At 69.1% G+C, this 24,919-nt stretch carries 20 protein-coding genes and 2 pseudogenes; 14 read left to right on the top strand and 8 right to left on the bottom strand.

The features are described 5' to 3' along the window. Positions 1-12: 12 nt before the first annotated feature. The 3 genes from AQJ67_RS16755 to AQJ67_RS47665 all read left to right on the top strand — a co-directional run bounded on the left by AQJ67_RS16755 (position 13) and on the right by AQJ67_RS47665 (position 2,073). The gene (locus AQJ67_RS16755; protein ID WP_062719565.1) at positions 13-1,209 is read left to right on the top strand and encodes a diaminopropionate ammonia-lyase; all 1,197 of its coding nucleotides are present in this window, start codon (positions 13-15) and stop codon (positions 1,207-1,209) included. Between the two features lie 37 nt (positions 1,210-1,246). Continuing rightward, positions 1,247-1,492, top strand: a complete 246-nt coding sequence (locus AQJ67_RS16760; RefSeq protein ID WP_062719566.1) for a hypothetical protein — start codon at positions 1,247-1,249, stop codon at positions 1,490-1,492. A 419-nt stretch (positions 1,493-1,911) separates the two neighbouring features. Further along, complete coding sequence (locus AQJ67_RS47665) at positions 1,912-2,073, top strand: alpha/beta hydrolase (RefSeq protein WP_159058774.1); 162 nt, start codon at positions 1,912-1,914, stop codon at positions 2,071-2,073. A 165-nt stretch (positions 2,074-2,238) separates the two neighbouring features. On the opposite strand, the gene AQJ67_RS16765 is transcribed toward AQJ67_RS47665, so the two are convergent. Further along, positions 2,239-3,663, bottom strand: a complete 1,425-nt coding sequence (locus tag AQJ67_RS16765; RefSeq protein WP_159058775.1) for a condensation domain-containing protein — start codon at positions 3,661-3,663, stop codon at positions 2,239-2,241. Between the two features lie 399 nt (positions 3,664-4,062). On the opposite strand from AQJ67_RS16765, the pseudogene AQJ67_RS50685 reads away from it, so the two are divergent. The 7 genes and pseudogenes from AQJ67_RS50685 to AQJ67_RS16795 all read left to right on the top strand — a co-directional run. Further along, positions 4,063-4,167 (top strand): annotated as a pseudogene (locus tag AQJ67_RS50685) (NAD(P)-binding protein); the annotation flags it as partial. 135 nt (positions 4,168-4,302) lie between these two features. Then, a complete protein-coding gene (locus AQJ67_RS16770; RefSeq protein WP_341846156.1) occupies positions 4,303-5,667 on the top strand; it encodes a GMC oxidoreductase in 1,365 nt (454 codons plus the stop codon). A gap of 110 nt (positions 5,668-5,777) precedes the next feature. Then, positions 5,778-7,103: an aminotransferase class III-fold pyridoxal phosphate-dependent enzyme gene (locus AQJ67_RS16775; RefSeq protein ID WP_159058776.1), complete on the top strand. Its 1,326-nt coding sequence runs from the start codon at positions 5,778-5,780 to the stop codon at positions 7,101-7,103. Between the two features lie 85 nt (positions 7,104-7,188). Next, the gene (locus AQJ67_RS16780; protein ID WP_062719570.1) at positions 7,189-8,163 is read left to right on the top strand and encodes a sulfotransferase family protein; all 975 of its coding nucleotides are present in this window, start codon (positions 7,189-7,191) and stop codon (positions 8,161-8,163) included. Further along, a complete protein-coding gene (locus AQJ67_RS16785; protein ID WP_063807333.1) occupies positions 8,160-9,509 on the top strand; it encodes an MFS transporter in 1,350 nt (449 codons plus the stop codon). The genes AQJ67_RS16780 and AQJ67_RS16785 overlap by 4 nt, the downstream gene beginning before the upstream one ends. 77 nt (positions 9,510-9,586) lie before the next feature. Next, positions 9,587-11,086, top strand: a complete 1,500-nt coding sequence (locus AQJ67_RS16790; protein WP_063807334.1) for a condensation domain-containing protein — start codon at positions 9,587-9,589, stop codon at positions 11,084-11,086. Between the two features lie 778 nt (positions 11,087-11,864). Further along, entirely contained in the window at positions 11,865-13,427 is a 1,563-nt protein-coding gene (locus AQJ67_RS16795) for a long-chain-fatty-acid--CoA ligase (protein WP_062719571.1), read from the top strand. A gap of 109 nt (positions 13,428-13,536) precedes the next feature. On the opposite strand, the pseudogene AQJ67_RS50430 reads toward AQJ67_RS16795, so the two are convergent. The 6 genes and pseudogenes from AQJ67_RS50430 to argG form a co-directional block, all read right to left on the bottom strand. After that, positions 13,537-13,860, bottom strand: a pseudogene (locus AQJ67_RS50430) (IS5/IS1182 family transposase); the annotation flags it as partial. Positions 13,861-13,938: 78 nt separating this feature from the next. Then, a complete protein-coding gene (locus AQJ67_RS48595; RefSeq protein WP_208614984.1) occupies positions 13,939-14,112 on the bottom strand; it encodes a hypothetical protein in 174 nt (57 codons plus the stop codon). Positions 14,113-14,150: 38 nt separating this feature from the next. Further along, positions 14,151-15,680: a helix-turn-helix domain-containing protein gene (locus AQJ67_RS16810; RefSeq protein ID WP_062719573.1), complete on the bottom strand. Its 1,530-nt coding sequence runs from the start codon at positions 15,678-15,680 to the stop codon at positions 14,151-14,153. A 65-nt stretch (positions 15,681-15,745) separates the two neighbouring features. After that, positions 15,746-15,943, bottom strand: coding sequence for a DUF4236 domain-containing protein (locus AQJ67_RS45175; protein ID WP_079055995.1), 198 nt, complete (start codon positions 15,941-15,943; stop codon positions 15,746-15,748). A 69-nt stretch (positions 15,944-16,012) separates the two neighbouring features. Next, positions 16,013-16,552: a P-loop nucleotide/nucleoside kinase family protein gene (locus AQJ67_RS16815; protein WP_062719574.1), complete on the bottom strand. Its 540-nt coding sequence runs from the start codon at positions 16,550-16,552 to the stop codon at positions 16,013-16,015. A gap of 105 nt (positions 16,553-16,657) precedes the next feature. Then, a complete protein-coding gene (gene argG / locus AQJ67_RS16820) occupies positions 16,658-18,106 on the bottom strand; it encodes an argininosuccinate synthase (RefSeq protein WP_062719575.1) in 1,449 nt (482 codons plus the stop codon). A gap of 235 nt (positions 18,107-18,341) precedes the next feature. Here argG and acnA point away from each other — a divergent pair, with 235 nt between their 5' ends. The 3 genes from acnA (at position 18,342) to AQJ67_RS47670 (ending at position 22,391) form a co-directional block, all read left to right on the top strand. Next, positions 18,342-21,059 (top strand): aconitate hydratase AcnA, encoded by a 2,718-nt coding sequence (gene acnA / locus AQJ67_RS16825; protein ID WP_062719576.1) that lies wholly within the window; start codon positions 18,342-18,344, stop codon positions 21,057-21,059. A gap of 349 nt (positions 21,060-21,408) precedes the next feature. Then, a complete protein-coding gene (locus AQJ67_RS16830) occupies positions 21,409-21,609 on the top strand; it encodes a DUF397 domain-containing protein (RefSeq protein WP_062719577.1) in 201 nt (66 codons plus the stop codon). A gap of 389 nt (positions 21,610-21,998) precedes the next feature. Beyond that, the gene (locus tag AQJ67_RS47670) at positions 21,999-22,391 is read left to right on the top strand and encodes a hypothetical protein (RefSeq protein ID WP_159058777.1); all 393 of its coding nucleotides are present in this window, start codon (positions 21,999-22,001) and stop codon (positions 22,389-22,391) included. Here the strand turns inward: AQJ67_RS47670 and AQJ67_RS16840 are convergent. Continuing rightward, positions 22,344-23,204 carry a helix-turn-helix domain-containing protein gene (locus tag AQJ67_RS16840; protein ID WP_062719579.1) on the bottom strand — a complete coding sequence of 287 codons (861 nt, stop codon included), beginning with the start codon at positions 23,202-23,204 and terminating at the stop codon, positions 22,344-22,346. The two genes, AQJ67_RS47670 and AQJ67_RS16840, sit on opposite strands and share 48 nt — an antisense overlap. Before the next feature lie 496 nt (positions 23,205-23,700). On the opposite strand from AQJ67_RS16840, the gene AQJ67_RS16845 reads away from it, so the two are divergent. Further along, positions 23,701-24,798, top strand: a complete 1,098-nt coding sequence (locus AQJ67_RS16845) for a lytic polysaccharide monooxygenase auxiliary activity family 9 protein (protein WP_062719580.1) — start codon at positions 23,701-23,703, stop codon at positions 24,796-24,798. Positions 24,799-24,919 lie beyond the last annotated feature (121 nt).

The following is a 24,919-nucleotide window of genomic DNA, read 5'->3' on the forward strand; positions in this document are numbered from 1 at the left end:
CACTCTGAACCTGTGCCTGAGACTCCCTCCTCCCCCTCCTCCCCCTCCTCCGCTCCCTCTCCTCGTACGCCGCTGTCGTGGCTTGCCCGACCCGGCGCCCGCACCTGGCGGTGTGGACCCGCCCCCGTCGCCGCGGTGCGCGACTTCCACGCCGCGCTGCCCGCCTACGCACCCACCCCGCTGACCGAACTACCCGCCCTGGCCAACGAGTTGGGAGTCGGCCGGGTGTTCGTCAAGGACGAGTCGTGCCGTCTGGGGCTGCCCGCGTTCAAGGCGCTGGGCGCGTCCTGGGCGGTCCACCGCACCCTCACCGAGCGGACTGTGAACGGTGAGGAACCGAGCCCGGCCACCCCGGCCACCCCGGTCGCCCCGGTAACCCCGGTAACCCCGGTAACCCCGGTCACTCTGGTGACCGCCACCGACGGCAACCACGGTCGCGCCGTGGCCCGCACGGCCCGTCTGCTGGGGCAACGCGCCCACGTGTTCGTCCCCCGGGGCGTACATCCGCAGGCCGTCGCGGCCATCGTCGCCGAACAGGCGCGGGTCACCGAGGTCTCGGGGCCGTACGACGAAGCCGTACGCCTGGCGGCCGAGGCGGCTGCCGCGCCGGACGCGGTCCTGATCCAGGACACCGCCTGGCCGGGCTACGAGCAGATCCCGGGGTGGATCGTCGAGGGCTACTCCACCCTCTGCGCCGAGATCGACGAACAACTGGCGACCGAAGGCGTCGTGGCAGGCCCCGACCTCGTCGCCGTACCCGTGGGAGTGGGGTCCCTGGCCCAGGCCGTGATCACCCACTACCGCAGTCGCCCCACCCCGCACGCCCCGGCGCTGCTGTCGGTGGAGCCGCAGGCCGCGCCCTGCGTCCTGGAAAGCCTCACCCGCGGCACCCCCGTCAGCGTCACCACCGGCGAAACCACCATGGCCGGCCTGAACTGCGGCACCCCGTCCAGCATCGCCTGGCCCTACCTGCGCGACGGCCTCGACGCCGCGGTCGCCATCACGGACCCCGACAGCGCCCGCGCGGCCGCCCGCCTCGCGGCCCTGGGCGTCTCCTCCGGCCCCTGCGGCGCCGCCGCGCTCGCCGGTCTGCACGCGGCGCTCACCGGTGAGGGCGCCGAGGAACGCCGTACGGCACTGGGGCTCGGGCCGGCCTCAGTGGTCGTCCTGCTGAACACCGAGGGCACGGCGGCCACGGCATCCGCCTGACCACTGCCCACGTCCCCACCACACCCCAGAGGCCCTCATGCTCCCCGACTCCGACCCCACCCGTCTGCTGGCCCGCCTGATCACCATCGACTCCGTCAACCCGGACCTGGTCCCCGGAGGCGCCGGCGAGACCGTCATCGCCGACTTCTGCGGCGGGTGGCTGGCCGACCACGGCTTCGAAGTACACCGCCTGGAAAGGCGCCAGGGCCGGCCTTCGCTCGTGGCGGTGGCCCGTGGCACGGGGGGTGGCCGTTCCCTCATGCCCCGAGAAGACACCCCATGACGGCCCACGACGACGCCCGTACCGCCGTGGCCCGGATGATGGCCGCGGTGGAGGAGTCCGATCCCGCCTCGCATCCCGCTCTCGCCGCGGGCAGCACCGGGAGTCGGCGTTCCGGAGCCCGTCGGGCAACCTGCAGGTCCGCACGTCGTCGTACCGACGCTCACTCCCCACCTTCCCGAGCCCGAGCGTGCCACGGGGGCCGGCGTCGTCGTCGCGCCCGGCGGCGGCTTGCTGATGCTGTCCATGAGCGACGAAGGCGTGGCGGTCGCCGAGTGGCTCCGGGAGCGGGGGATCGCGGCATTCCTGCTGAAGTACCGTCTCGGCCACTCGGGGCCCACCCGGCCGACTTCGTCGAACGATCCGTCGCCCGGTTCGCAGGCCGGGAACCCGGGACCACCGTCGGGGCCACCATCACGAACATGGCCGACACCGTGCCCCGCCTCGCCCTCGACGACACCCGGCGGGCCCTCGCCCTCGTACGGGAACGCTCGGCCGAGTGGCATCTGAACACCGACCGGATCGGGGTGATCGGCTTCTCGGCGGGCGGCTTCCTCACCACCAACGCGGCGGCCCGCGGATGAGCCCGCCGAACGCCCCGACTTCGTCACCTGCGTCTAGGCGGCTACGCCGACGGCAGGCCCGCCCCGGACGGGGCACTCCCCTTCTTCGCTGTGGTCACCACCCACGACCCCCTGTGCGAGGGGCCACCCGTCATCGTGTCACGAGCTCTGTGGGAGTGGGCCCGGTCACCGGGAGGGGCTCTTGTTGACGCGGTGCTCCAGGTTTGCGTCGATGTCGCCGGTAGCGGCAACGTCGGCCATGACCTGACGGATGCAGGCAGCCAGGTGTCGCACACCATTCCGGGCGAGCGGGGTGTCGGGATACTGGATCCTCAGATATGTCCGGCCGCACAGCCTGTTCACCCAGATGTGCAAGCCTTGCGCTCTTCCCTCACCCAGCAGGAAGCCGGCGTTTCCGTCGCCCCATTCTCGTGCGCCGGGGGCATGCCGGAAATCGACGTAGGACACCAGGGGGAGGGTCTGTGTCACGTCCCCCAGGAGTCCGCCCAGTTCGGGGACCAACTCCATCAGTCTCATCGGTGTGATGCCGCTGAGGTTCCGCCCGCGTACGAGCGCTTTCCGGGCGCCGCCGAGGATGTCGGTGAACGTCCGGCCAGTCACGGGGAACTCCACGGGGACCGCGTTGATGAACCAGCCGTGAGCGCGCTCCCAGCGGGGTTCGTCCCTGGTGTGGACGACGGTCAGAGCCCGATAGGTCGTCTGGTCGCCAAGCCGGTGACCGCAGATGCCCAGTGCGGCGAGTACCCCGGCGGAGAATCCGGCTCCCGCCGCTTTGCACATCCGGGCGAAGGCGTCCGCCTCCGTGGCGTCGAGGAGGTCCATGGTCAGGGAGCGAGTCCGGTACATCCGGCCCGGTTCCGTGCCCAGGTCCACGGGACTGACGGGCGAGCCGGCGCGCAGGAAGTCGGCCCAGCGGGCGACCTCGGGCGCCGACGCGGTGACGAGGGCGGTGCGTTCACGGTCCAGGCGGCAGAAGTCGACGTAGGAGCCGACCTCGGGCAGGTCCGTCTCTGTGCCGGACAGTTCTGCGGTGTAGCAGGCTCGCAGTTCGTCGAAGACGTACTGCAGGGACAGCCCGTCGGTGTGGGCGTGGTCGATGGCCACGAAGACCGTTGAGCTGGACTGCCGGAGTACCGCACCGGCCGTCAGTGGCGGCCAGCGCATCGGATCGGTGGCAGGCACGAGGCGCGCTCGCAGATAGTCACGGATCGCTTCTCCGGAGTCGTAGGTGCCCAGGGGCGCGGCGACGAAGCGGACCGTGTCGGGGGTGACGGCGTGGCGGCGGAAGCCACTGCCGTCCGAGGCGAACCAGGTGAGCAGGGTGGTGTGCCGGCGTACCCAGGTGGCCAGCGCGGCGGCCATGGCACCGGAGTCGAGACGGCCGGGCAGGTCGAAGTGGACGCCCGCCCACGGGGCCTGCGGATGGCCGGCGCGGTCGTTGGCGAGACGTCGGCGCAGATGGTTCTCCTGAAGGTGGCTGGGCGGTGCGGGGTGCGGGGGAGCCGCGGCCGCGGCCGCGAGCACCGTGTCCGGTACCTGGAACTCGACGAGTTCGCCCGGCAGCGGGGTGTACTCCGGCAGCGAAGTCATCTGCATGGGGTAATGCCCGTCCCTCTCGATCGAAACACGTGACGCATCGGACGGCATTCCCGGCCGTCGTCGATGAAATCCCTTTGCGGGCAGCTTGCATATTGGACGGCTGTGCCGGAGCACAGAACCTGAGATCTGACCGATCCGACCCGCCTCGAATGCGCCAGGCGCAGCCAGCTCACCTCGTCGAAATCTTCCTCTTCATACGCGCGAACAGGGGCGATGCAACTGGAAAGATCCGGGATCCCCGACGCCGGACGTCCTGTTAACCAGGCACCCGACCTCAATTTCAAGTCAATTGCGATGGCTAACCAAGGGATGGTTGAACCTTTTCCTAACGGTTCTGTAGTGTGCTTCGGTGAGATGAGTGAGTAATTCCGTTTCATCGATGGCGGGGACATGAAGGCCGAAAGTTTCGACGTATGCGTCGTCGGTAGCGGCGCGAGCGGCTCCGTAGCCGCGCAGGAGATCGCGTCCAGTGGACTCCGCGTTCTCGTTCTGGAAGAGGGACGGAAACTGAACCCGGGTGAGTCCCTTCCCACAGTGCAGAGTGCGTGGGAGAACGCGCTCGTGCCCACACCGGGCGGCGCGCTGCGCCCCTTCGGGCGCCCCTGGAGCGCGTCGGCACTCGGCGGAGGCATGGCACTGTACGCAGGGATCTCGTTCCGATTACGCGGCGTCGACCTGGACGCCCGTGCCCATGTCGCCCCCGACGCACTGGATCCGGCGTGGCCCATCGGATACGCCGACCTGCGCCCTTTCTACGACCGCATCGAGCGATGTATCGGGGTGGCCAGGGAGCCTGGTGCGGATCCCCTGGAGCCACCCGGCCCGCCGGCCGTCATGCCCGCACATCCCTACAGCACCCAGGGCGGTCTGATCGCCGCCGCAGGCCGCCGCATCGGCTTGAGGCCCTTCCCCACTCCGCTGGCCATCAACTCCGAGCCCTACGCCGGCCGGCCGGCCTGCGTACGATGCGGCCCCTGCAACGAATACGTCTGCCCCACCGGCGCCCGCGCGAACACCTCGTCCCTGCTGTTCGACGCCGGCCTGCCGGCCGGCGCGCTCACGGTGGCGCACGGCGCCAAGGCGCTGCGGATCATCCTGAGCAACCGGCACCACGCCGGATCGGTCGAGTGGCTGGACCTGCGTACGCGCACCCGGAGGGTGACTCGCGTCCGGAGCGTCGTCCTGGCGGCCAACGCCGTCCAGTCCGCCGCCCTGCTGCTGCGCTCCGCGCAGCGGGGTGCCGAGAACGGCCTGGGCAACAGCACCGACATGGTCGGGCGTGGCTTGTCCTTCAAGATCAGCGGCTATGCGGCGGGGACGGTGGACGCGCCCGGCCCACGCCCGGTGGTCTCCGCCGACCCTGCCGCCGGCGCGTACGCGCACGTCCCCGGCGGACCGTTCTCCACGGTGGCGTTCAGCGACCACTACCTGGACCCCGACGCGCCGTCCGGCCTCGGAGGTCTCCTCTATGAGGCGAGCGACGACGAACGCGTGGTCAAGGACGGCCGCATTCGGCTGCGAGTCCACTTCCTTGCCGCTGATCAGCCCATGCGGGACAACTCGGTGCGCCTGGCCCGCGAGCGCGGCCCGTTCAACCTGCCCCGCCTCGTCATCCACTATGTGACGCATCCGCTGGACAAGCGCCGTCTCGGATACCTCTCCCGGCGGGCTTCGGAGCTGCTGGCCAAGGCCGGGGCCGACGACATCCGCTACGAGGACTCCAACTACCAGTTGGGCAGCAGGCACCTGCACGGCGGCTGCCGGGCGGGTACGGATCCCGCCCAATCCGTGGTCGATCCCTGGGGCAGGGTGCACGACCTCGACAATGTCTACGTGGTGGACGGCGGGTTCTTCCCGTACTCCGGTGGCGTCAATCCGACCTTCACCATCCAGGCGAACGCGTTGCGCATCGCGCAAAAAATCGCTCTTGACCTGCGATCGGCGGCCTCCCTCCCCGCAGCGCACCGGCGACCGGACCTGCCTGTCGCCGACTGAGCCCTGCCTGCCGCATCCGGAGACCGGCCGGAGCGCCGCTGCGTGCGACGGACACCCTCTGGACGACACCCGATCCGCCCCCCGCTCACCTCCAGCAAAGGATCTCTCCTGTGCCCAGCAGAATGTCCCAGTCCGCCGGAACCCACGGCGACTTCCTCGACCGGGCCCGTCGCTTCACCGCCTCGGAGACCTGGGATCTCGATCGCCGTCTGCCCTTGGTGCTGGACCGCGCGAATGGCGCGCAGGTATGGGACGCGGCAGGTCGCAGGTACGTGGACTTCACCTCGTGCAGCGGTGCCGCTCCACTTGGCGCGGGTCACCGGCCCGTCACGGACCGCATAGTCGCCGAACTCTCCCGCAGCGGCGGCATCCTGCCAGGACCGCTTTCCACCCTGCGCGTGGAACTCGCCGAACGGCTCGCGGCGCTCTTCCCGGTCGCCGAACGATCTGTCTTCTTCCGCACCGGCTCCTGCGCGACCACCGCCGCCGTACGGCTCGCACGGGTGCACACGGGCGCCGACACCGTACTGACCAGCGGCTATCACGGCTGGCACGACTGGCACTTACAGGACCGGGCCCCCATGGGGTTACCCGGCCGGGACCCGCAGAGCACGGACTTCCGCTACGACCTCGACCTGCTCGACGAACTGGCCACCAGGCGCGGGCCCATTGCCGCGGTGATCGTCACTCCGGAGGTCAACTTCTTTCCGGAGGAATACGCCCGCGCACTCGAAGCAGCCGTCCGCCGGCACGGTGCACTGCTGATCGTGGACGAAGTCATGACCGGCTTCCGTTATGCCGCCGGCGGCTACCACGCGGCTGCGGGCCTTTCCCCCGATCTCATCACCCTCAGCAAGGGGCTCGCCAACGGCACCGCGCTGTCCGCGGTAGCCGGCCGGGCCGAAGTGATGAACGCCTCCGAGCACACCTACCTCGGCAACACCTACCAGCGCGAGGTCACTCCGTTCGCCGCCGCCCTCGCCACCCTGGACGCGCTCGCGGACGGCACCGCGCTCGCGCGGACACGGGCGGTCGGGGACCGGCTGATCCGCGGCCTCAACGAGGTGTTCGCACGCCACTGCACGGCCGCCTGGGCCTTCGCCCACCCCACCATGTTCGACGTCCTCTTCGAGGATTCGGCGCTGGGCCATGCCTTCTGCCGACAGATGTGGAGCCGGGGCTTCCTCATGCAGTACGGCGGCCGGTTCATGCCGTCGGCGGCCACCTCCGACGAGGACGTGGATGCGGCGGTCGCCGCAGCCGACGCCGCTCTCACCGCGGCACTGGAGGAAACCGACGCTCGGTACGACGAGCTCGCTGATCGAGGGCGGCGGGACGGCGACATCCTCGCGGCGGCCGGCCGGTTCGCCGAGGAACGCTTCGTGGCCACCCGCAACGCGGTCGAGAAGTGGTTCAGCGGAGTCGACACCCGCTGACCGCCTGCCACGTCGCTGCCCACGCCGCTCCGGCAGCGCCCACGCCCACGCTTGCGTCCCCGTGCTCCTTCTTTCGTGGAGAACCATGGCCAACTCCGGCATCCCGCCCCTGTCCGAGCCGACCTTCCGCCCCCTCACCTCCGATCCCGTCCTGCTCGGCGGGGAGAACCGCTCCGGCACCACCCTGCTCAGCGTCCTGCTGGACTCGCATCCCGACCTGGTGGTGGGACCGGAGATCGACTTCCCCGAACCGCCCGACCTCGGCCCGCACATCCTTCAGGTGTGCGACCTGATGGACCGTAACGACGTACGCGTGTCCGGAACCACCAAGGAGACCATCGACCCCGAGTGGTTCGACGGCGTGCACTTCGTCGTACAGTGCGAGCGCTCCGGACTGGACCGCGAGGATCTGCGCGCCTTGGTGGCGGGCCTGATGACCGAACGCGGCAGCGACCTCTCGGCCCTGACCGACCGCTGCCGGCTCATCGACGCCATCGGCGAGCTGCGGCGTACCCGCACGGGAGCCGGACGGTGGGGCATCAAACTCCAGCGGAAGATCCAGGACATCGGGACCTACGCCGCCATCTGGCCCCGGGCTCACTTCGTCCACATCATCCGCGACGGACGCGATCTCGCCGCCTCCCACCTCAAAACCGTCCCCGACTGGGGCTATCGCACCGTCGCCGAAGCCGCGCACGGCTGGCTGGAGGTCGTCACCCGGCCACGGCAGACCGCCCCCGAAGGGCGCTATCTGGAAGTGCGCTACGAGGACCTGGTCACCCATCCCCGTGCAACCGCCGAACAGATGCTGGACCATCTGGGCGTGCCATGGGACGAGGCGGTCCTGCGCCACGCCGAACTGGAGCACGCCCTGTTCAACAACCCCTGGGGACACCCCGCGGCGGAAGCCGCCGGCAAACCCCTCTACACCGGCCGCACCGGCCGCTACCTGCAGGACCTCACTCCCGGGGAGATCGAGGAGTTCGAGCGGATCGCGGGCACGGAACTGGAACGCCTGGGCTACCCCCTGTCGTCGACGGGCCCGAGGAGCGCCGGGTGACGGCAGACGTCCGGGAACCGGCCCCAGGCGAACGCCTGCCCAGGGGGTTCCACCTCCTGCTGATCGGCCAGACGGTGTCCCTGGTCGGTTCCGCCGTGACGTTCCTGGCGCTGCCCCTGACCGCGATCGATCTGCTCGGGGCAGGGCCATTCGAAACCGGGGTGCTCCTCGCCTGCGGACGGGCTCCGTACCTGCTGTGCGGCCCGGTCGCCGGAGTCCTGGTCGACCGCCTGCCCCACCGAGTGCTCCTGATGAGCGCGAACACGGTCATGGCGGTGGCTCTGGCCACGGTGCCCATCGCTGCTCTCACGGGGCACGTCGGCCTGCCTCACCTGTACACGGCCGCGACCGTGGTGGGCACGGCGACCGTGCTCGCCGACGTGGCCTACCTCGCCTGCGTGCCCAACGTCGTGCCGCCCACCCAACTGGTGCGGGCACAGAGCAGGCTGGAGTTGGGACAGTCGATCGCGGTAGCGCTCGGTCCGCTCCTCGCGGGATGGCTGATCGGCACCTTCTCCGCACCGACCGCGATCTTCGCGGACTCCGCCTCGTTCCTCCTGGCTACGGCACTGCTCCCGTTCGTCGCCATGCGCCCGGCGGAGTACCTCCCTGCCCACGGGGCAGCCCGGGAACACGACGACGGCCGCCGTGCCCATGGCGGCATCCTCTCAGAGGCGGCCGAAGGCGCGCTGTTCGTGCTGCGCACCGCGCGGCTGCGCGCCGTCACCCTCGCCACTGCCACGCTCGTCTTCTGCTACAACGCCTACTCCGCCGTCTTCCTCCTCTACCTGACCGAACGGCTCGGATTCTCCGCTGGAGCGAGCGGTGCGGCCATGGGGATCGCCGCGGCGGGAGGCATCGCCGGGGCGCTGGCCGCCCGATCCCTCGCCCGGGGTCTGGGCCTGGGCCGCGTGCTGGTCGCGTCGCTTGTGCTGAGCGCGATCGGCGCGGTCCTCACACCGGTGGCCGCGGTGACCGGGTGGGCGGCGTTGCTCGCAGTCGCGTTGTCGCACTTCCTGCTGTGGGCCGGTCAGCAGATCTACAACGTGCACCAGGTGCCGATCCGCTACGTCCTGACACCGCGCGTCCTGCACGGCCGTGTCAACGCCAGCATCCGCACGATCGTCTGGGGCCTCGCCCCGCTGGGAGCCCTCCTCGGCGGGGCCTGCGGCGCCTGGTTCGGCACCCGGGCGACGCTGCTGCTGAGCGGAGCCGCCATCGCATTCGCCGCGGCGTGGATCGTGCGCTCCCCGCTGTGGGCGGTGCGCACACCGCAACTGGCCGGGCCGGGCACGCCACCGGCGCACAGCGAGACCGCAGCCCGTACCGAGGACCACCGCCCCTGAGGTCGTCACCTGCCCGACGACCTCCCGCACCGTCTTCTTGCCCGTGTCTCTCTTTCGAACACAAGGCTGGTCTCATAGTGAAGATCACTGACATCTCGTCACTCGACATGACGCCGGGCCGGCTGACCGTCTGGCGTGTCACCACCTCAACCACCGCCGAAGCGGCCTGGGCCGCAGACTCCCGACCTGCCTCACACGTCCAGGAAGCCCACCTCGCCCACGCCCTGGAGTCAGCAGGCGAAGGCCCCCTGCCCCCGTCCTGGCTGGGTATCGCCTTCGACCTTTCTCCTGAGCTCGACCCGGAGGCGTTCTCCACCGCTCTGCAGCAGTGGACGGACCGTCACGAAGTCCTGCGCAGCCGACTCCTTCCCTCTTCCTCCGTCACCTCGGCCGACTGGCTGCGCCGGGAGACCCTCCCGGTCGGAGTCACGATCACGCGCGCCACGGAGTACGGGGAGTTCACCGACGGTGAGGAACTGGCGCACCGCATAGAGGAGTTGTTCAACGACGAGGCGGGCCCTCTGGGCTGGCCCGGCTACGTCTGCGCCACGGTGGCGCGCCCGGGCTCCACCACCGTCCATCTCGCCGCCGACCACTCACTCATGGACGGCTACTCCATCTTCCTGACCGCCTACGAGATCCACACCCTCTACGCCGCGGCACTGTCTGCCTCGGACGCAAGGAACGACGAGGGCGGCCCGGCTGCCGCACCCCATCTGCCCCCTGCACCGAGCTACCTCGACTTCGCCGAGGCCGAGAGGTCCGCCGCCGAGGCCCTGACCGCCGACCACGACACGATCGTCCGCTGGCGCGGGTTCCTGACCGAAACCGGAGGACGGCTGCCGGAGTTCCCGATCCCGGTCAACGACGTCAGCGGCACCCCGGCAGCCCAGCCCGGCCACCACACGGCGCTCCTCGACGCATCCGCCACCCACGCCTTCGGCCGGGCATGCCGCGCCGCCGGCGGCGACATCTTCTCAGGGCTGCTCGCCTGCCTGGCCAAAGTGGGTTACGAGACGACCGAGGAGCCCGTGTTCCGCACCATGGCCCCGTTCCACACCCGAACCGATCACTACCGCTCCGCCCTCGGCTGGTACGTGGGCATGGCCCCGATCAGCTTCCCCATGGACGACGCCGACTCCTTCGAAGACACCGTCCGATCCGCGGCCCGTGGTTTGCAGGGGGTGAAGGAACTCGCCCAGACCCCCATCTCCCGGATCGAGGAACTGCTGGGCGGATCCCTCCGTGATCCGTTCATGATCTCGTACATGGATCTGCGCCTCACTCCGGGCGCCCGTGACTGGCGAGAGTGGCGCACGGTTGCTCTGCGCGCCCGCACCACCGACCCGGACGAAGTGTGCCTGTGGATCATGCGGACCCACGAGGGACTGTCCGTCAGCTACCGCCACCCCGCCACGGCCTCGGCCCGCACCGCGCTACCCCACTACGTCACCCGCGCACACCAGCTCCTGGCAACCGTCGCCGCCACCAGCCAGTGGAGGTTCTCAGCGAGTGAAGTCATCCCGGCGCCCGGACGAGCCCCATCTCGCATCGACCACGACACGCGTCCTCAGTAGCTGTTCCCTTTTCGACCTTGCTCGGTCTCACTCGAACGCGGTCGCTGCCGAGGGTCTGGCTGACGTGAGGATCATCACCGCCAATTTCGTGCTGAACCCCCGAACGCATGCCTAAAGTATGGACATTCGGATGTCCTGAGCGTCATCGAGAGGTTTTCCCCGATGAAGATCCACTATGGCCCACTTGGCTGTCCGGCACGAAGGTTCGGGAGCGCCGCCGCCGCCGTGGTTCGCGGGCGGCGTTGCCCGACGGAATTGGCCGGCGCGGAGTGGACCCGGGTCGGGCTCGATGAGGCGGTCGCAGAACTTCGTTACGGCACGGTCGGGTTCAGCGCCTGGAGGGGCGTCGGTTATCCGACTGCGGCCGCCACCTGAGGTTGCCTTCCGCGGCCATACTCTCGAAACGTGCAGAGCGGCATCGGCGTCGTGCACTACGCCCCGTACTCTTGGACGGGCCCCGGACGCACTGTCGTACGAGGCCGGTTCCGTCCCGCGCCCTGCGCGGTCCTGTAGGGAGAGATGGCGGTGTCCCCGATGCTCCCGCGGTTCGTCACCGACCCGCACTGCGGCCACCACGGGCCGCCTTCTCACCGGCTTCGCCGCCGTCCCGGCTGGTCGGCGTTGTCCAGGATCTTCGCGCAGGCTTTGCGCAGCTGATCACCCCCATGCCTGTCACCCCCCATGCTTGTCACCCCCCATGCTTGTCACCCCCCATGCCTGTCACCCCCCATGCCTGTCACCCCACATGCTTGTCACCCCCCATGCCTGGAGAAGCCTCATGCTCAATCTTGCTGTCCTGCTGGAACACACCGCACGCGAGCTGCCCGAGAGGGACGCCGTGGTGCTGGGCGGCACCCGCCTGACCTACGCCCAGGTCGACGCCCAGGCGACGCGGGTCGCCGCGGCACTCGCGGCGCGCGGCATCGGCCCCGGTGACCGGGTCGCGCTGAGCTGCCCCAACCTGCCGTACTTTCCGATCGTGTACTACGGCATCCTCAAGTCCGGCGCGACGGTCGTGCCGCTGAACGTTCTGCTCGCCGAGCGGGAGATCACCTATCACCTGCAGGACTCGGGTGCGAAGGCGTACTTCTGCTTCGAGGGTACGGACCAGCTGCCCATGGGCAAGGCGGGTCTCGCGGCGTTCGAATCGGTGCCGGACTGCGAGCACTTCGTCCTGCTCACGGCCGATCCGTCCGGTGAGACGTCGATGACGGGCGTGACGACGCTGACGGAGTTCGCCCGCGACGGACTCCCCGGCTTCGAGACCGTGCAGACCAGCGAGACCGACACGGCCGTCGTGCTCTACACCAGCGGTACGACGGGCAGGCCGAAGGGCGCCGAGCTGACGCACAGCAACATGGTTCTCAACGCGCAGCTGGCGACCCGCCTGTACGCCGCGGCACCCCACGACGTGCACCTGCTGGCGCTGCCGCTGTTCCACTCCTTCGGGCAGACCGTCCAGCTCAACGCGGGATTCTTCTCCGGTGCGACGCTGGTCCTGCTGCCGCGCTTCGAGGTGGCGGCGGCGCTGGAGCTCATGGAGCGGGAGAAGGTCACTCTCTTCGCCGGGGTGCCGACCATGTACTGGGCGCTGCTGAGCTCCCCGGACGCGGACCGTTTCGATCTGTCCGGCATCGCGGCGAACCTGCGGATCGCCATCTCCGGAGGGTCGGCCCTGCCGATGGAGGTGCTCAAGGGCTTCGACGAGCGCTTCGGAGTGCCCGTCCTGGAGGGCTACGGTCTGTCCGAGACCTGCCCGATCGCCACGTTCAACCGCGTCGACCGCCCCCGCAAGGCCGGCTCGATCGGGCTCCCCGCCTGGGGCGTGGAGGTCAGGGTGACCCGCCGCGACGGCACCGAGGCCGAGGTCGACGAACCCGGTGAGATCCGTCTGCGCGGCCACAACGTCATGAAGGGCTATCTCGGCCGCCCCGAAGCGACGGCCGAGGCGATCGACCCGCAGGGCTGGTTCAGCACCGGCGACATCGGCAGGCGCGACGCCGACGGCTACCTCTACATCATCGACCGCACCAAGGACCTCATCATCCGTGGCGGCTTCAACGTCTACCCCCGCGAGGTCGAGGAGGTCCTGCTCACCCACCCGGACGTCAGCCTCGTCGCGGTCGTCGGCGTTCCGCATGCCAGCCACGGCGAGGAGGTCAAGGCCTTCGTCGTCCGCAAGCCCGGAGCGACCGCTACCGAGGAAGACCTGGTGGCCTGGTCGAAGGAGAACATGGCGGGCCACAAGTATCCCCGGCTCGTCGAATGCCGGGAGTCCCTGCCCATGAACGCGACCGGCAAGGTTCTCAAGCGGGAACTCGCGGCGCTGCCGGCGGACTGACCGCCACCGGTCCACAGTCGGCGCTGGACCTGAGGTGCATCAAGGCGACGGTCACCGCACGGTGGCCGTCGCCTCTCGCGTGAAGACGCAACGGCCGCGGTGCGTCTGGTGCGCCGTGGATGATGACTCCGTCTTTGAAGCCGTCAGCGGGGCGGTGCCCGCGGCGTTGCCGTGGGCCGAGGCGGCCAGGACGACGCCGCCGATGATCAGCCCCAGCACGTCGACGGCCAGTGCCCGCTTGCGCCCCGGCGTTTTGCAATTGGTGTCCGGTCGGTCCCGTCGTGGCCTTCGGGACACCTGATGCCGCACGCACGGACCGGATATCGGTGATCACGAGGGACGGGCCCTCTCACCGGCGGGCCTTCTCCCGCACCTGACAGCGGAACGGTTCCTGGATCCGCTGGTCAAGACCGTCCTGGCGCCAGAGCGCGAAGGTGGAGGCCAAGCGCCGGCGGCCGAGGACCTACAACCTCCTGGTGACGGGCCGCGAGCGGAAGGCCATCAACCGGAACTACTTCAACTCGTACGTGTGGAAGCCCGCGCCGGCCACGGCGGGCGTGATCGCACGGCTGGAGGAAGGCGGCGCCGACGGTGCTCGCGTGTGGGAGCCGTCCGACCCCGGGTTCACGCTGCGGAAGTACTCCCACTTCCTGCCGCGAGCCGGCACACGGGGCAGCGCCGCCATCGACGCGATCTTCGCAGTCCCAGAGATGCCGCCGCACATCAAATGTCCCGGAAGATCTCGATCTGCGCCCCGATCGAGTTCAGCCGCTCGGCCAGATCCTCGTAACCGCGGTTGATGACATAGACGTTGCGCAGGACCGACGTCCCCTCCGCAGCCATCATCGCCAGCAGGACGACCACGGCCGGTCGCAGGGCGGGCGGGCACATCATCTCGGCGGCGCGCCAGCGGGTCGGGCCCTCGACCAGGACGCGGTGCGGGTCCAGCAACTGGAGGCGGCCGCCGAGGCGGTTGAGGTCGGTCAGGTAGATGGCACGGTTGTCGTAGACCCAGTCGTGGATCAGGGTCTTGCCGGAGGCGACGGCCGCGATGGCGGCGAAGAACGGGACGTTGTCGATGTTCAGGCCCGGGAAGGGCATGGGGTGGATCTTGTCGATCGGCGCCTCCAGCTTGGAGGGGCGGACCGTCAGGTCGACCAGTCGCGTACGGCCGTTGTCCGCGAAGTACTCGGGCGTACGGTCGTGGTCGAGGCCCATCTCCTCCAGGACCGCCAGCTCGATCTCCAGGAACTCGATGGGGACGCGGCACACCGTCAGTTCCGACTCCGTCACCACGGCGGCGGCCAGCAGGCTCATCGCCTCGACCGGGTCCTCGGAGGGGGAGTAGTCGATGTCCACGTCGATGTTCGGTACGCCGTGGACGGTGAGCGTCGTCGTGCCGATGCCCTCGACGCGGACGCCGAGCGTCTCCAGGAAGAAGCAGAGGTCCTGGACCATGTAGTTGGAGGAGGCGTTGCGGATGACGGTGACGCCGTCGTGCCGCGCGGCGGCCAGCAGCGCGTTCTCCGTCACGGTGTCGCCGCGCTCGGTCAGCACGATCGGCCGGTCGGGGCGGACGGCACGGTCGACCATGGCGTGGTACTGGCCCTCGGTCGCCGCGACGTCCAGACCGAAGCGGCGCAGGGCGATCATGTGCGGCTCGATGGTCCGCGTGCCGAGGTCGCAGCCGCCGGCGTAGGGCAGCTTGAAGTGGTCCATGCGGTGCAGCAGCGGGCCGAGGAACATGATGATCGAGCGGGTGCGTACGGCGGCCTCCGCGTCGATCGCCGCCATGTTCAGCTCGGCCGGCGGGACGATCTCCAGGTCGACGCCGTCGTTGATCCAACGGGTGCGCACGCCGATGGAGTTGAGCACTTCCAGGAGGCGGTAGACCTCCTCGATACGGGCGACCCGGCGCAGCACTGTGCGCCCCTTGTTGAGCAACGAGGCGCACAGCAGGGCCACGCAGGCGTTCTTGCTGGTCTTGACATCGATGGAACCGGACAGCCGACGTCCGCCGACCACGCGCAGATGCATCGGACCGGCGTAGCCGAGGGACACGATCTCGCTGTCCAGGGCCTCACCGATTCGGGCGATCATCTCAAGGCTGATGTTCTGGTTGCCGCGCTCGATGCGGTTGACGGCGCTCTGGGAGGTGCCGAGCGCCTCGGCCAGCTGCGTCTGTGTCCAGCCACGGTGTTGCCGGGCGTCACGGATGAGCTTGCCGATGCGTACGAGGTAGTCGTCTGCCATGAGATTGAGGTTATCTCAGATATGAGATGGGACATGCTCAGGGGGGCCGTTCGGGTGACGGGCCGTCAACGCCGCCTGGCATTACGCGTACGACGCCACCCGAAAGGTCCGGGCAAATCCATCGATGTCGTACGACGTCCGGTACTGCTGTGTGTGCGCCGCGGCCCGTGCCTGCCACCGGTGGTGATGGACCAGGAGTGCCGGTTGATGTTCAGCCGCACTCCGGGCAGGATCCGAAAGCTCTTGCGGAATGTGAGGGGCACGGATGCCTCCCTCCGAGGTCGGGTACGTACCTCTCGGTTACCCCGACTTGCCGAACTGATGGCAGCTCGTCACGGAGAGTCTGCGGAAACGCCGTCGGCGACCAGCCGGGCGACCTGTTGAGGGGAGAGCGGGGCGGTGTCGATGACCTCCGCCTCTCGGCTGAGCCAGGGCAGGGCGTCGCGGTAGGCGGCGCGATGGTCGAGGCGCCACTGGCGGGCCTTCGGGAACTGGGTGTTGGTCGCGTCGTCCGTCTCGATCCGCCGGGTGAGCGTGTCCGGGTCGGAGTGGAGTACGAAGTGGTGGACGGGGATGCCCTCCTTCTCCAGGCCGGTGCGGATCTCGGTCCAGTACCGCTCGACCAGAACCGTCTGCGGCACGACGAGCGCCCCGCCCAGGTAGCCGAGCAGTTGCGCGGCCGTCTCCACCACCAGGTGGCGCCACGGCGGCCAGTGCTGGAAGTCACCCAGCCGGGGGAGCTTCTCGACGTGTTGCAGCATGTAGCCGACGTGTTCGGCGTCGAAGATCGTCGCGTCCGGCACGAGGTCGACCAACTCACCGGCGGTGGTCGTCTTGCCCGCGCCGAAGGTTCCGTTCAGCCAGATGATCATCCGGTGAGGCTAGTGGCGCGGATCCGCCGAGGGTGGGCGATGACCTGAAAAGGCCGGTCCGACGCCCATGGCGTCGAACCGGCCTTCAGTGGCCGTCCCGGCGGGTCAGTCCGTGCCGGACTCCATCGCCGCACGGTCCAGCAGCGCGTCCTCCTCGGAGACCTCGCCGCGGGAGGCGATGGCCTCGGCGCCGCCCTCGGGCATCTCCGGCATGGTGCCGATCAGCGCGGCCGCCTGGGAGGCGCCGACGGCGGAGCTGCCGGTGCCGATCAGGCCGAGGCCCACGTACTGCTCCAGCTTGGCGCGCGAGTCGGCGATGTCGAGGTTGCGCATGGTGAGCTGGCCGATCCGGTCCACCGGGCCGAAGGCGGAGTCCTCGGTGCGCTCCATGGAGAGCTTGTCCGGGTGGTACGAGAACGCCGGGCCCGTGGTGTCGAGGATCGAGTAGTCCTCGCCGCGCCGCAGCCGCAGGGTGACCTCGCCGGTGATGGCCGCGCCGACCCAGCGCTGGAGCGACTCACGGATCATCAGCGCCTGCGGGTCCAGCCAGCGGCCCTCGTACATGAGGCGACCCAGACGCCGGCCCTCGTTGTGGTACTGGGCGAGGGTGTCCTCGTTGTGGATCGCGTTCACGAGGCGCTCGTACGCCGCGTGCAGCAGCGCCATGCCCGGGGCCTCGTAGATACCGCGGCTCTTGGCCTCGATGATCCGGTTCTCGATCTGGTCCGACATGCCGAGGCCGTGCCGGCCGCCGATGGCGTTGGCCTCCATCACGAGGTCGACGGGGGAGGCGAACTCCTTGCCGTTGACGGTGACCGGACGGCCCTGCTCGAAGCCGATCGTCACGTCCTCGGGGGCGATCTCGACCGACGGGTCCCAGAACCGGACGCCCATGATCGGCTCCACGGTCTCGACGCCGGTGTCCAGGTGCTCCAGGGTCTTGGCCTCGTGCGTGGCGCCCCAGATGTTGGCGTCGGTGGAGTACGCCTTCTCCGTGGCGTCCCGGTAGGGCAGGCCGTGGGCGACCAGCCACTCCGACATCTCCTTGCGGCCGCCGAGCTCGGTCACGAAGTTCGCGTCCAGCCAGGGCTTGTAGATCCGCAGGTGGGGGTTGGCGAGCAGGCCGTAGCGGTAGAACCGCTCGATGTCGTTGCCCTTGTAGGTCGAGCCGTCGCCCCAGATCTGGACGTCGTCCTCCAGCATCGCCCGCACCAGCAGCGTGCCGGTGACGGCGCGGCCCAGCGGCGTGGTGTTGAAGTAGGCGCGCCCGCCGGAGCGGATGTGGAACGCGCCGCACGTCAGCGCGGCCAGGCCCTCCTCGACCAGCGCCGCGCGGCAGTCGACCAGGCGCGCGACCTCGGCGCCGTAGGTCTTGGCGCGGCCGGGCACCGAGGCGATGTCGGGCTCGTCGTACTGGCCGATGTCGGCGGTGTAGGTGCACGGGACGGCGCCCTTGTCGCGCATCCAGGCGACCGCGACCGAGGTGTCGAGACCGCCCGAGAAGGCGATGCCGACGCGCTCGCCGGTGGGCAGGGAGGTGAGGACCTTGGACATAGGAAGAGTATGCATGAAGACGCATGGTCATGCAAAGGGCGCATGTCGAAGCCCCGGGACATGACCATCCCGGCCCTATGTACTAGAGTTATCTCGACATCGAGATATCTGCCGAGGCGTGCCGCAGTCGCCCACCCGGTAAGGCATACCTAACTTAGCCTTACCTTAGCGGATCGGCCAAGACGGTGTGGCGGCAGGATGCGGTGGTAAGCGCACAGAAATAAAGGAGACTGTCGTGTCGGCGAACAGCTTCGACGCCCGCAGCACGCTGAGCGTGGGCGACGAGTCGTACGAGATCTTCCGGCTGGACAAGGTCGAGGGCGCCGCGCGCCTCCCCTACAGCCTGAAGGTGCTGCTGGAGAACCTCCTCCGCACCGAGGACGGCGCGAACATCACCGCCGACCACATCCGCGCCCTCGGCGGCTGGGACTCCCAGGCCCAGCCGTCGCAGGAGATCCAGTTCACGCCGGCCCGCGTGATCATGCAGGACTTCACCGGCGTGCCCTGTGTCGTCGACCTCGCCACCATGCGTGAGGCCGTCAAGGCCCTCGGCGGCGACCCGGCCAAGGTCAACCCGCTCTCGCCGGCCGAGATGGTCATCGACCACTCCGTCATCGCCGACAAGTTCGGCACCTCGGACGCCTTCAAGCAGAACGTCGACCTGGAGTACGGCCGCAACAAGGAGCGCTACCAGTTCCTGCGCTGGGGCCAGACCGCCTTCGACGACTTCAAGGTCGTCCCGCCGGGCACCGGCATCGTCCACCAGGTGAACATCGAGCACCTGGCCCGGACGGTCATGGTCCGCAACGGCCAGGCCTACCCCGACACCCTCGTCGGCACCGACTCGCACACCACCATGGTCAACGGCCTCGGCGTCCTCGGCTGGGGCGTCGGCGGCATCGAGGCCGAGGCCGCGATGCTCGGCCAGCCGGTCTCCATGCTGATCCCGCGCGTCGTCGGCTTCAAGCTGACCGGTGAGCTCACCCCGGGCACCACCGCCACCGACCTCGTGCTGACCATCACCGAGATGCTCCGCAAGCACGGTGTCGTCGGCAAGTTCGTCGAGTTCTACGGTGAGGGCGTCGCCGCGACCTCCCTCGCCAACCGCGCCACCATCGGCAACATGTCGCCGGAGTTCGGCTCCACCGCCGCGATCTTCCCGATCGACGACGAGACCATCAAGTACCTGAAGCTCACCGGCCGTTCCGAGCAGCAGCTCGCGCTCGTCGAGGCGTATGCCAAGGAGCAGGGCCTCTGGCTGGACCCGAAGGCCGAGCCGGACTTCTCCGAGAAGCTGGAGCTCGACCTCTCCACGGTCGTCCCCTCCATCGCCGGCCCGAAGCGCCCGCAGGACCGCATCGTCCTCGCCAACGCCGCCGAGCAGTTCAAGCTCGACGTCCGCAACTACGTCGACGTCGTCGACGAGGCGGGCCAGGAGTCCTTCCCGGCCTCCGACGCCCCGGCCGTCGCCCCGAACGGCGCCCCGTCCAACCCGGTCACCGTGACCGCCCCCGACGGCTCGACGTACGAGATCGACCACGGTGCGGTGACGGTCGCGGCCATCACCTCCTGCACCAACACCTCCAACCCGTACGTCATGGTCGCCGCCGCGCTCGTCGCGAAGAAGGCCGTGGAGAAGGGCCTGACCCGCAAGCCGTGGGTCAAGACCACCCTCGCCCCGGGTTCGAAGGTCGTCACCGACTACTTCGACAAGGCCGGTCTGACGCCGTACCTCGACAAGGTCGGCTTCAACCTCGTCGGCTACGGCTGCACCACCTGCATCGGCAACTCCGGCCCGCTGCCGGAGGAGGTCTCCAAGGCCGTCAACGACCACGACCTCGCGGTCACCTCGGTCCTCTCCGGCAACCGGAACTTCGAGGGCCGGATCAACCCCGACGTCAAGATGAACTACCTGGCCTCCCCGCCGCTGGTCGTCGCGTACGCCATCGCGGGCTCCATGAAGGTGGACATCACCCGTGACGCCCTGGGCGCCGACCAGGACGGCAACCCGGTCTTCCTGAAGGACATCTGGCCCTCCGAGGCCGAGGTCAACGACGTCGTCGCCAACGCCATCGGCGAGGACATGTTCTCCAAGTCGTACGAGGACGTGTTCGCCGGTGACGCCCAGTGGCAGGCGCTGTCGATCCCGACCGGCGACACCTTCGAGTGGGACGCCGAGTCGACCTACGTCCGCAAGCCCCCGTACTTCGAGGGCATGACGATGGAGACCACCCCGGTCTCCGACATCTCCGGCGCCCGCGTCCTCGCCAAGCTCGGCGACTCGGTCACCACCGACCACATCTCGCCCGCCGGCGCCATCAAGGCCGACACCCCGGCCGGCAAGTACCTCACCGAGCACGGTGTGGAGCGTCGTGACTTCAACTCCTACGGCTCCCGCCGAGGCAACCACGAGGTCATGATCCGCGGCACGTTCGCCAACATCCGCCTGCGCAACCAGATCGCGCCGGGCACCGAGGGCGGCTACACCCGCGACTTCACGCAGGAGGGCGGCCCGGTCTCCTTCATCTACGACGCGTCGCAGAACTACCAGGCCGCCGGCACCCCGCTGGTCATCCTGGGCGGCAAGGAGTACGGCTCCGGCTCGTCCCGTGACTGGGCGGCCAAGGGCACGGCCCTCCTCGGCGTCAAGGCCGTCATCACCGAGTCGTACGAGCGCATCCACCGCTCGAACCTCATCGGCATGGGCGTCCTGCCGCTGCAGTTCCCGGCCGGCCAGAACGCCGACTCGCTCGGCCTGACCGGCGAGGAGACCTTCTCCATCAGCGGCGTGACCGAGCTGAACAACGGCACCACCCCGAGCACGGTCAAGGTCACCACCGACACGGGCGTCGAGTTCGACGCGGTCGTCCGCATCGACACCCCCGGTGAGGCCGACTACTACCGCAACGGCGGCATCATGCAGTACGTGCTGCGCAACCTGATCCGCAACTGATGTGCCCCTTGGCGTGAGCGCCTAGGGTTCTGGCCGTCGCTCTTCACGGGGCGGCGGCCAGTTTTGATCCCAGGCGGTGGCCAACCTGCCTGCCCTCGGGCCTCGCGTGCGTGAACTCCCCTTGACACCATGGCACTTGGGCCAACTGCGCCACAATCAGGTTCTCTGGAAGCCAACTTGGGAATGCAGTCAGTGGGCCATCGGGCCTGCGGATGCCGTGTGTCATCGCTCGGGCGCCGTGTGCGGTTCCCAGCCCTGGCGCAGGGGTATTCACCTGCGGTAGTGCACAAACGTCCACTAACATGGATGAGCACCGTTTCAGGCGCATCGGGGGAGCAGGAGGGCCGAGGTGGCGCATAAGGGGAAACCCTTGTGGCGCAAGAGCAGCTTATGCGGCAATGAGAACGAGTGCGTGGAGGTCGCCGTGGGGGAGGGCCGAGTGCTTGCGCGCGACTCCAAGAAGCCGAAGCGTGCGCCGCTGTGCTTCACCACCCCCGCCTGGACGGAGTTCCTACTTGCGTTGACGCAGGGGGAGCTGGACGGCCTGTGACGTTCTGGACAAGCCATCGGCGGTAGGTAGGGGGCCTCTATGGGTGCCGAGGCATCTTCAGTTCAATACTCGGGGAACGGTGGACGGAAGCGGTACGCGGGCGTGAGCGGAGCCGTCACCTTCTCCCTCAGCGCCGGCGCGCTGGCGACGCTAACCGCCGCTCTCGCGTCCCTGCTGGTCGACAGTGTCCTCGTCAAACGGGTGCTGTGGGTGGCCGTGGCGGTGGCCGTGGCCGTCGGGGCGGGAGTGTGGCGGGCCGGATGTGCCGCTATGACGTCACCTGATTCTGATCGCCGTCCGCAGGGTTCGCGGACGAGTTCTCCTGGGTAGCGCCCGCGGCCTGACGGCGCTTCAGTATCCGCTTCCACCACCAGGCAACCAAGCCAGTGATGCCGGACGTCACCAGGAATGTGGCGGCGATCGTGCCGATCCGCGACCAGGGCAACCTGAGCTCACCGGCTGCCTGGACGACGAGGACCACTGCCCCGACCACGACGATCAGCGCGACCAGGCCCAGCAGTCCGATTCCGGGGCACGAGCTGGATCTTTATGGCGCCGCGGGCGTTGTCTATCTCTATGAGCCTCCGTGTCTGCGCTTCGTCCTGTATGGCTTGCAATTTGACGTCTTCGTCACTGGTTGCCCCGGCGAGTACGTTCTGCAGGCCCTGCCATATCGACCTGAAGACCACTTTGGTCCTCCCCCTGGCTGCACCACCAGAAATGGCACCGCGGATCTAGCGGGCCGCGAGGTCTTGCTTGATGCGACCGATCAGGTCGAGTGACTCGGTCTCGCCGAGCGCCAGATGCGTGATCGTCTGGAAGCACTCCTGGTAACGGGCCAGCAGTTCCAGGTCTTCGCCGCCGGTCATGCTGCCCGCGGCGTGCTCCAGATACAGCAGATCGTCGTCGTCGGGGAAGCCCAACAGGACGAAGCTGCCCAGCGTGCTGTAGTGGGCCCCGGCCTCGAAAGGCAGGACGCGGATCGTGATCCCGTCCCGTGCGCCGAGGTCGAGCAACTGCTGCAACTGCTCGTTCAGTACCGCCTTTCCGCCGATCTGCCGCCGCACCGCCGCCTCGTCCAGGATGAAGGTGGCGTCGGGGCCGGCGGATCCGTCGAACATCCTCGTCCGCCGTTCCATCCTCAAGCCCACCACCCGCCCGATTCGTTTGGGGGTCAGGCCGTGCGGCTTGAGCAGCGCCTCGGCGTACCCGGGGGTCTGCAAATGCCCGGGGACGACGATGGGGTGATACGTCTGAAGTGACGTCGCCGCGCTCTCGTAGCCCAGGTACTGGGCGTACTGCGGTGTGACGACGTCGTGGTACTTGGACCACCAGCTGGGGCCCTTGCTCCCTCGGGCCGCCTCCTCGAGTTCGCGCACCGTGGACGGGTCGGTGACGCCGTACAGCGTCAGCAGCGCCCGCAAGTCGCTCACGGACACGCTGACGGTTCCGGTTTCCACCCGGATGAGCTTGGACTGCGACCACTCCACCCGCTCGGCGGCCTCACGCTGGGTCAGGCCGGTGGCTTCGCGCGCCTGCCGCAAGGCAAGGCGCAGCTTGCGCCGGTTGAGGCTGGGGTCCACAGGGGAAGTCATCGCCGCTCCTTCAACCGTGCACGTACCCTGGCTGACCGCGGGCGTTGTGCCGACGGTGTGCGGCCGGGCTGCCGGGCGGCGTGAGCTGCACCGCTGTCACGGTTCCCACTCATCGCATGAACGGTCGGGGCGGCGTTTGTGCTCCCGGGAGACGCTCTCCGGCGTCAGGTCGTGGAAGCAAGGGGGCTCAGTCGGCGCACGAAACCCGGTGGCGGCGCGTCAAATTGCGCCGGGCGCACGGAGCCTGGACTGCTCCTTGGTTCGCGCACCTCACCCCCCGGCATCGCCAGGGTCGTACCCGCCTGGTGGGGATCTTGTGCGTCAGGCGTTTACAACCACGCCCCTCGGCGCTACCTTCCGCAACAGACGGGGTGGGAGCGCTCCCACAGTGACGGACCGGAACCCGTCACCCCGGACCGTTCCCGCCCCGCGTATCCGTACGCACACCCACACAAGACCCGCACGGCCCGTGCCTGACGGAACGGACTCGACTGTCATGATCCTGACAAAGCAGGGGGCGACCGGGACCACCCCGCCCCGCCGATTAACCCTCCCCACCCGCGCCAGAGCCCTCTTCCTCGTCCTGGTCTCCCTGCTCGCGACCATCCCCGCCGTGGCCCTCGTCATGACCGCCGGCGGCGAGGCGGAGGCCCACGGCACCCCTATGAAGCCGGGCAGCCGTACCTTCCTGTGCTGGCAGGACGGGCTCACCGACACCGGTGAGATCAAGCCCGTCAACCCGGCCTGCAGGGCGGCCCAACAGGTCAGCGGCACCACGCCGTTCTACAACTGGTTCTCGGTGCTGCGCTCCGACGGCGCCGGTCGCACCCGCGGCTTCGTGCCCGACGGCGAGCTGTGCAGCGGCGGCAACACCAACTTCACCGGCTTCAACGCCCCGCGCGACGACTGGCCGCTCACCCATCTCACCTCGGGCGCGACCGTCGACTTCTCCTACAACGCCTGGGCCGCGCACCCGGGTTGGTTCTACGTCTACATCACCAAGGACGGCTTCGACCCGAAGCAGGCCCTCACCTGGGACGACATGGAGGAGCAGCCCTTCCTCTCGGTCGACCACCCGCCGCTCAACGGCTCCCCGGGCACGGTCGAGGCCAACTACTCCTGGTCGGGGCAGCTCCCGGCGAACAAGTCGGGCCGCCACATCGTCTACATGGTCTGGCAGCGCTCGGACAGCGCGGAGACCTTCTACTCCTGCTCCGACATCGTCTTCGACGGCGGCAACGGAGAGGTCACCGGCATCAAGGATCCCGGCAACCCGACCGACCCGGTGCCCGGCGAGTGCTCCGCCACCCGCCGCACGACCGGTACCTGGTCCGGCGGCTACCAGTCCGAGGTGACCGTCACCAACTCCGGCGACGTCCCGATGCTCGGCTGGATGGTCGACTGGACGCTGCCCACGGGACAGAAGGTCGAGAGCCTGTGGAGCGGCAACGCGACCTATACCGGGCAGGACGTGATGGTGCACAACGCCGACTGGAACGGCTCCCTCGATCCAGGTGAGAGTACGACCTTCGGCTACGTCGTCTCCGGCTCCGGCGGAGACATTACGAGCAGTCTGCCCTGCCGGGTGGGCTGAACCGCGGCTCGGGGCGGACCCGGTGGACGGTCATTCGGCGTCCACCGGGTCCGCGAGCCGGACGGGCCCGAGGGGGGGAGCGGGACCGTCCGGATGGTGCGTGGCGGGGGAGACCAAGGTC

The organism is Streptomyces caeruleatus (assembly GCF_001514235.1).
GTDB classification, from domain to species: domain Bacteria; phylum Actinomycetota; class Actinomycetes; order Streptomycetales; family Streptomycetaceae; genus Streptomyces; species Streptomyces caeruleatus.